This is a genomic window from Alkalicoccobacillus porphyridii (assembly GCF_007293315.1).
Taxonomy (GTDB): domain Bacteria; phylum Bacillota; class Bacilli; order Bacillales; family Bacillaceae_D; genus Alkalicoccobacillus; species Alkalicoccobacillus porphyridii.
This window is the reverse complement of the sequence record NZ_VLXZ01000056.1, coordinates 1-432: the sequence shown is the minus strand read 5'-3', so window position 1 is coordinate 432 and position 432 is coordinate 1. Positions and strand designations below refer to the sequence as shown.

Sequence of the window (432 nt, the reverse complement as noted above, 5' to 3'; positions counted from 1 at the left end):
CTGCATCGCATCCAGACCACCACACATAAATACTGTCGGGAACGGGCCATCGCCTTTCGGCATATGCAAAAAGCCGGTGATGGGCGCACCGCCGGGTACGGTAAACTCCATCTGCCGCATCGTGCCCGGCAGACGCTGGGCGGCCTCTTCATAGGCGCGGTTTGATAAAGCCTGCGCTTGCTCGGCCAGGTCATCTCCTTTCAGATGAGGATAGGCGGCAATGTTGTACAACGTAGCCGCATGCAGCCAGTGTCGACCACTGAGTTGCGGATCTTCTTCCGCACAGGCTTTTTGTTGCCACACCATCGCCTGGGTGGCCCACTCATAAATCCAGTTGCCACCACGGTAGCCAATCACAGTATCGTATAAATCATCGTCGGTACGTTCAGCATCGCTCATCACAATACGTGCCTGGACGTCGAGGATTTCACG

At 56.0% G+C, this 432-nt stretch carries 1 protein-coding gene; it reads right to left on the bottom strand.

The window, feature by feature from the left end; all coding sequences use genetic code 11:
• Positions 1–432 (bottom strand): alpha/beta hydrolase (locus FN960_RS23490; RefSeq protein WP_143850766.1); only part of this gene is annotated, 432 nt, incomplete at both ends.